A 1753-nucleotide genomic window follows, 5' to 3' on the forward strand; every position below is an offset into this window, starting at 1 on the left:
ATGTTGCAGGCTGGCAGTCATAGCTCTGTAACCATAGCTGGTCTCTGGCAAGAATAAGGTGTTAATCATCATTTCTACTACAATTTGATTCGAAATAGGCTGTAACTTACCCTTTGAATCTATCCTGAGGGTAGTTTCTGTTGGTTTCAAACCTCGGTTATCAGTTAACTTTGACTTATAATAATACTGATGCTTGGTGATTCTTAATAAGCTAAATACCAGACATTTGCTTAACCCCAGACCAATGTACTTCCTGGCCAAATCTATTTTTTCGTCTGGGGATACTTCTTTTTTAGCAGTTCATCCTTTAATCGTATTTCCAACTCTCGCTCGGCCAACATTTCCTTGTATACCCTGAGCTCTTTTTCAAGTTCTTTAATCCGACCCTGAGATGCTTTGTTATTGCCATGGCTTAACCCAGATTCCCCTGACACATAATACTTACGCTTCCAGTAATAATAGGTCGTTGGATAAATACCATACTTTTCCAAAATTGGTTTCATACCCTTTTCTTCGCATTCCTTCAGGATCTTTAGCTTCTCTTGCTGAGAATAATTCTTCTTTTTCATAGACATAATTACAAAATTATTTTTGAATTTATGTCCGAGTTATTTGGGGTGCGTTACAACTAGGTACTTATAATTTTTATGACCTATACTTTCTTCCAATAATTCCTTAGTTTTAAGCCAAAGCTTGCCAACAAAACTGACTAACCTAAATTTGCTTGTGACCAAAAAAACTCCCAATTTCCCCAAATAATTCTTAAATTGGTTTCGAATAAATCACAGAGAAATCATGCAAGAAAAACAACTAAACGAACTGACCGACGAGGAGCTATTGAAAAAATGGAAAGACACCAAAACGCCTTACCTATTTGTGATGGCTACTATTATAGTGTCCGTCATATTCACCTTTATCAGGATGTTTATCAGCGACTTTGAGTTTTCTATGCTGGCTGTACCTTTTTTTGTAGGCATCATTGCCTTTACTATCAACAATAACTATAAGGCTGTTGAGGCAGAAATGAAGGCTCGGAACTTGAAATTGTAACACCATTTTAATTAAAAACCGACATACTTTTACCAAAACCATGACCAAACAAGAAATTGCCCTCGCTTTCTCAAATGGTGAGTTTGAAAAAACCACAGAATTCATTGCCGAAAATGCCGTTTGGGAGGTGGTGGAAGAAAATACATTTATTGGCAAAGAGGCCATCATAGAAAACTGCAATCAGGTTGCGGCATATTTTAAGTCTGTCACCACGGACTTCAAGACATTGAATATTATCGCTCAAGACAACAAAATAGTTATCAACGGTACAGCTGAATTCAGCAGAAATGGTCAAAGAATTTCGTTTGTTTCGGCTTGTGATTTGTATGAATTTAATGAGAATGATCTAATCCAGCGGATTACTTCCTATTGTATTGTCACTGCTCAAGGTTGATCGCTTTTTTTTTTAACCGCAAAGAACGCTAAGGAAATGCTCGCAAAGAACGCCAAGAAAGCCTCTAGATGAACTTTAAAATACTAAATTTAAACACTTTGTGAAACTTCGTGCATTACTTTGTGAGCCTTTGTGAAATAATTCGGGAGGTTTTTAACCGCAAAGAAAGCTAAGGAAATGCTCGCAAAGAACGCCAAGAAAGCCTCACTCCTACTTTAAAGTACTAAATATTAACCCTTTGTGATACTTTGTGGATTTCTTTGTGAGCCTTTGTGAAACAATTCGGGAGGTTTTTAACCGCAAAGAACG

At 37.0% G+C, this 1753-nt stretch carries 3 protein-coding genes; 2 read left to right on the forward strand and 1 reads right to left on the reverse strand.

What is annotated here, in order from left to right; all coding sequences use genetic code 11:
* Window positions 1-263 precede the first annotated feature (263 nt).
* Complete coding sequence (locus tag EGI31_RS14990) at window positions 264-575, reverse strand: transposase (protein ID WP_255036201.1); 312 nt, start codon at window positions 573-575, stop codon at window positions 264-266.
* A 220-nt stretch (window positions 576-795) separates the two neighbouring features.
* Between EGI31_RS14990 and EGI31_RS14995 the strand changes: the two genes are divergently transcribed.
* Both EGI31_RS14995 and EGI31_RS15000 read left to right on the forward strand, forming a co-directional pair.
* Window positions 796-1050, forward strand: a complete 255-nt coding sequence (locus tag EGI31_RS14995) for a hypothetical protein (protein ID WP_255037984.1) — start codon at window positions 796-798, stop codon at window positions 1048-1050.
* Window positions 1051-1090: 40 nt separating this feature from the next.
* Window positions 1091-1444 (forward strand): nuclear transport factor 2 family protein, encoded by a 354-nt coding sequence (locus EGI31_RS15000; protein ID WP_255037985.1) that lies wholly within the window; start codon window positions 1091-1093, stop codon window positions 1442-1444.
* The last annotated feature ends 309 nt before the right edge of the window (window positions 1445-1753 follow it).

It is taken from the genome of Lacihabitans soyangensis, assembly GCF_024343775.1.
In the GTDB taxonomy this organism is placed as follows: Bacteria; Bacteroidota; Bacteroidia; order Cytophagales; family Spirosomataceae; genus Leadbetterella; species Leadbetterella soyangensis.

Excerpts from the sequence above, each read along its gene's own strand:
- EGI31_RS14995 (WP_255037984.1), top strand. The coding sequence starts at position 796 with ATGCAAGAAAAACAACTAAACGAACTGACCGACGAGGAGCTATTGAAA.
- EGI31_RS15000 (WP_255037985.1), top strand. The coding sequence starts at position 1,091 with ATGACCAAACAAGAAATTGCCCTCGCTTTCTCAAATGGTGAGTTTGAA.
- EGI31_RS14990 (WP_255036201.1), bottom strand. The coding sequence starts at position 575 with ATGTCTATGAAAAAGAAGAATTATTCTCAGCAAGAGAAGCTAAAGATC.